The organism is Williamsia sp. 1135 (assembly GCF_002095395.1).
GTDB lineage: Bacteria > Actinomycetota > Actinomycetes > Mycobacteriales > Mycobacteriaceae > Williamsia.
Window position 1 is genome coordinate 1 of the sequence record NZ_MJEI01000019.1, and the last position, 4013, is coordinate 4013.

The following is a 4013-nucleotide window of genomic DNA, read 5'->3' on the forward strand; positions in this document are numbered from 1 at the left end:
GGGTTCATTGTTGTTGTGACCTGCGTTGATAGTGGTGTTGTCGGGCTCGGTATTGGTGTTTTCGTCGCCAGAGTGACCAGCGGAGGGGGTCAGCGATGGCATGCAGTGGTGTGAGGACGAGGATCGTGAAGAGTTTGCGGAACTCGTTGACCGACAACCGGATCAGTCCAGGTTCTGAGGGTTGGGCCAGGCGTTCAGTGGCGGTATGCACGGCCAGGAAGGCGTGCGCAGCCATGACCAAGGTAATCCAGCGGTGCCAGGACGTCCACGTCCGCACTTGATGCTGATCCAGACCGGTCAGGCCTTTGCCGCTCTGGAACGATTCCTCGACCGTCCACCGCCGCCCGGCGACTCGGACGTACTGGTTCAGCGGCACCGGTGCCGGGCTGTAGCAGCGATAGAAGGCGAGCTCGCCGGAGCTATCGTTGCGCCGCACCAACACGTGACAGAGGCCAACATCGGGACGCTCGGTGGTCGCGATCAAGGCCCAGGAGTACCAGCGGTGTCCTTTGCTACCGGCGCCGGCAGACATCTTGTGCCAGGACCGCGGCGGTAGATTCTCAGCAAGGGCATCGACCCGGATCTTCCCGGCGGCTGTGGGGACCTGCCGATTGCATCCGACGGCCAGGACGTAGCCGATCTGTCTGTTGTGCAACGCTTTTCGTAGGTTCGGGTCTGCGCCGTACACTTCATCGCCAGCGACCCACGAGGCCGGAACGTCGGCGTCGAGGGCCGCCTCGACCAGCGTGGTTGCCAGGGCTGGTTTGGTAGCGAACTCGACCGTGTCAGGGACCCCGGCCTTGGTCCTTCGCTGCGGGTCGGTGGCCCAGGTGTGCTGCGGCAGGTACAGCGCTCGGTCGATCAGGGTGTGTCCGCGAGCGGCGGCGTAGGTCAGGTAGACCGCGACCTGACAGTTCTCCGTGCGTCCGGCGGTTCCGGTGTACTGGCGTTGTACCCCAACGGTGTTGGTGCCCTTCTTCAAGTCGCCGGTCTCATCAACGACAAGCACCGCATCAGGGTCGGCCAGGTGGTCGATGACATAGCTGCGAACGTCATCGCGGACCAGATCAGCGTCCCATTTAGCGCGGGACAGCAAGTGCTGCAGTCGGTCAGGGGTGCCATGGCCCGATAGTTCGGCGATAGTCCAGCAGTTCTTGGAACCTATATCGGCCAGCAAACCCAGCACCAGCGCACCGGCGTTGCGTCGTGCTTCGACCCGCGCGAACCGCGACGAGAACGACTCCAACAACCCATCCAGGCCCGCATGCCACCGCTCATGGTCTACCCTCAGTGCTGCGGTTGCCGCAGCTGATCTGGATGTCTTCACAAACTCGAGATCATGCCGCGGCAACCGCGCCTACCAGCGCAAACACGCCGAAACTACCTATCTACGGCTGTAGTAGTAGGCGACACGTTGCGGTGGGGTGAGCTGGTCGAGAACCACCATGAGTGCACGGGAGATGTGTTCGCGGCGAAGGTACTGCTCATCGACCGCGACTTCAGTGCCCACCTCGGTTGGAGGTGTCTCTACGAGAGATTCCCCTCTGCGATGCCGAGTTCGCAGGCGATCAAAACAGCTGCGGGTCAGGATCGTTGTATGCCATGCTGCCGGGTTTCGAATCTCGCTTGCATCAGCAGCGGCAGCTTTGAGCCACGTGTCTTGGACGGCATCCTCGGCATCGTGGAGTGAACCAAGCAGGCGAAATGCGACCGCTGTCAAATGTTGGCGTTCAGCCTCGAACACGGCGTCATGGACGTACTGCACCGGGTGTCACCTTTCCTATGGGCGCGGCGTCGATACGGATGAGACGACCACATCTCACACCCGCACTCGACACACAGGAGACAGCTAACGATGAGCGTACAGATGGTGCGCTTCCGGATTGCCCGCGAGCAGATTCCCGAAGTGACCGCACAGATCTCAGCCACGATCGACGCCTTACGAGTCGCCGCACCACAGGGCGTCACCTACACAGCCTTTCGCGACACCGAGGAGCCGAGCTTCACTCTCATACTTGAATTGGCCGAAGGCACCGAGAACCCGCTGCCGACACTCCCCGAGGCGGCGGTCTTCCGGCGGGTGCTAGCCGGTCACACCGACGATGATGCTGTACCGCGAGCCATCACGGTCATCGGGCGGTACATCCCACGATGACCGCGCTACTGGTGGCGACAATCGCATGCATCGCGGCGAACGGATTCATCGCCGTCGCCGATTACCTCAAAGCTGGATTTGTCCTACAAAACTCCAGTGAGGTACACGTTCCTGAGCGGGCGCTGCCTTATCTGGCGACGCTGAAGTTGGCTGGGGCCATCGGTCTTGTTGCCGGACTTGCTGTCCTCCATGGCTCGGTGTCGCCGCGGCCATCGGGCTGGTGATGTTCTTTGTCGGCGCGATCATCTTTCATGTCCGCGCCGGCGTCTACTACAACATCGCATTCCCTGGGCTGTACCTGGTGCTTGCAGTCGCTGCCGCCGTGTACATGATCCTGTTCGCGGCCAAGGGCTGACTCACCGCGACTATTCACCTTCCTGGGCGACGATCAGTCATAGTTGCTCCTATGTCTCGATCAACAGTAGAATGGTTGGCGCGGGTTTCCGGCCACATCAGTTGGTGGGTGTTCGTGGTTGCCACTCTCTTCGCCGGCGGGATCAATTGGTGGGGACGTCAATCGACCTTTGCCGCATCATTCGCAGACGACGTTGGATGGACAATCTACGCGCCGGTGCGCACCACCGGGTCGGGCTATATAGACGTTCAATGGGAGCAAACCTACGACCGTTGGTGGCAATCGCCCGGCGTCTATGGGGTCATCGCGTTCGTCATCGTCGTGATTACAGCGGTGACTACCGCATTCATCGGCGGGCGCATTGCTTCCGGAATTGGCACCGTGCTGGTGCCATTCGCGGCGTTGGGCTTGTTTGTGCTGGCCACACCGGATGCCGTCGAGGGTGTCGAGCTGAGCACGATTCTGTCGATGCTTCTGGTCTTGGTCGCGATAGCGATTCGTGAGGTGTGGATGCGCGCGGGCCCGCCGGCGCCCGCCCGCGGCACGACACAAACGTCGTGACAATGTGACGGCGCGCGACGCTGAACACCATCAAAGTCCAGGCGGCAGCAGTGCCGGCCGGCCGCTCACAGCAGTCCACGTAGTGCCTGAGCTCCGTCTTTCAGGAACTTGACGAGGTCGACGCTATCGGGCGAGATCCTGTTCACGGCACCTTGAAGGCACAGTTCCCCAATCACGTTCGCGGAACGCTCCCGTACGGGTACAGCGAGCGCAGCCCGGCCCAGTCTCGACTCCTCGTTCTCGAAGGCCACCTCGGTAGCAAGGATGCGGGCCAAGTCGTCCTGGAGTGCACTGCCATCGATGAGGGTGTGGGACGTGACCGCGCAGTTGTAGCGAACGAATTGCCCGGGGCTGATACGCGAGTTTTAATTTGCCCAAGGCGTGCGCGTGCGGGTTGCGGGTGATGGCGGATGGCCCCACCACCTCGTGGTCGGGGTCCGTGTCGATCATCCGCAGTGCACCGTGTCGAAATGTTGCGACGTACAACCCATATCGGGTCTCAGACCGCATTGCGTCGAGTACGTCGCCCACACCCCTGGTGGCACTCGAGGTGGCCGCCGCGTGGGCCAGCTCACTGGTCCGCTGGCCCAGTGCGAACCCCGAGAGATCTGGTACTCGGTGTCCGTGGTCTTCGGCGCCATCATCGGCCCGGGGTTTCTGATCTACATCCGCATCGATGCCCGGGTTCCTTTCACTCATGTGCGTTCTGGACCGCCGCGTGCAGGCCGTCACCGGCGCCGCGCTCAAGGTGCGGTTGCCCTAGCCCGGCACATCGACGTTTCGACCCTGACAAGTCTGGCTACGACTGCGGCATGAGATGCGACCCTGTTCGTCCCACATGTACTGCACTCCGTCTTCCTGACGGGACGACCGTTCTCGTGGGACTGTCTGAATAACGGTTGATCCGGTCATTGGTTCAACACGCCGAGCTGAGCTTGGCGG

5 protein-coding genes and 3 pseudogenes are annotated in these 4013 nt (G+C 61.9%); 4 read left to right on the plus strand and 4 right to left on the minus strand.

The genetic code is table 11. The features are described from left to right. Nucleotides 1-4 precede the first annotated feature (4 nt). From BFL43_RS00150 to BFL43_RS29210, 3 genes and pseudogenes are all read right to left on the minus strand, one after another. A complete protein-coding gene (locus tag BFL43_RS00150; protein ID WP_084889687.1) occupies nt 5-1246 on the minus strand; it encodes an IS701 family transposase in 1242 nt (413 codons plus the stop codon). Between the two features lie 138 nt (nt 1247-1384). After that, nucleotides 1385-1510 (minus strand): hypothetical protein, encoded by a 126-nt coding sequence (locus BFL43_RS29690; protein ID WP_276206075.1) that lies wholly within the window; start codon nt 1508-1510, stop codon nt 1385-1387. A 48-nt stretch (nt 1511-1558) separates the two neighbouring features. Continuing rightward, nucleotides 1559-1765: pseudogene (locus BFL43_RS29210) on the minus strand (sigma factor); the annotation flags it as partial. A gap of 90 nt (nt 1766-1855) precedes the next feature. Between BFL43_RS29210 and BFL43_RS00160 the strand changes: the two are divergent. The 3 genes and pseudogenes from BFL43_RS00160 (at nt 1856) to BFL43_RS00170 (ending at nt 3071) form a co-directional block, all read left to right on the plus strand. Beyond that, entirely contained in the window at nt 1856-2155 is a 300-nt protein-coding gene (locus BFL43_RS00160; RefSeq protein WP_084889707.1) for a hypothetical protein, read from the plus strand. Beyond that, a pseudogene (locus BFL43_RS00165) lies at nt 2152-2510 on the plus strand (DoxX family protein). Before BFL43_RS00160 ends, BFL43_RS00165 begins: the two are co-directional and overlap by 4 nt. Nucleotides 2511-2561: 51 nt before the next feature. Further along, the gene (locus tag BFL43_RS00170; RefSeq protein WP_143694985.1) at nt 2562-3071 is read left to right on the plus strand and encodes a hypothetical protein; all 510 of its coding nucleotides are present in this window, start codon (nt 2562-2564) and stop codon (nt 3069-3071) included. 65 nt (nt 3072-3136) lie between these two features. Here BFL43_RS00170 and BFL43_RS29215 read toward each other — a convergent pair whose 3' ends face one another. Continuing rightward, the gene (locus tag BFL43_RS29215) at nt 3137-3346 is read right to left on the minus strand and encodes an IclR family transcriptional regulator C-terminal domain-containing protein (RefSeq protein WP_240497977.1); all 210 of its coding nucleotides are present in this window, start codon (nt 3344-3346) and stop codon (nt 3137-3139) included. Nucleotides 3347-3683: 337 nt separating this feature from the next. Between BFL43_RS29215 and BFL43_RS29220 the strand changes: the two are divergent. Continuing rightward, nucleotides 3684-3834 (plus strand): annotated as a pseudogene (locus BFL43_RS29220) (methylamine utilization protein); the annotation flags it as partial. Between the last annotated feature and the right edge of the window lie 179 nt (nt 3835-4013).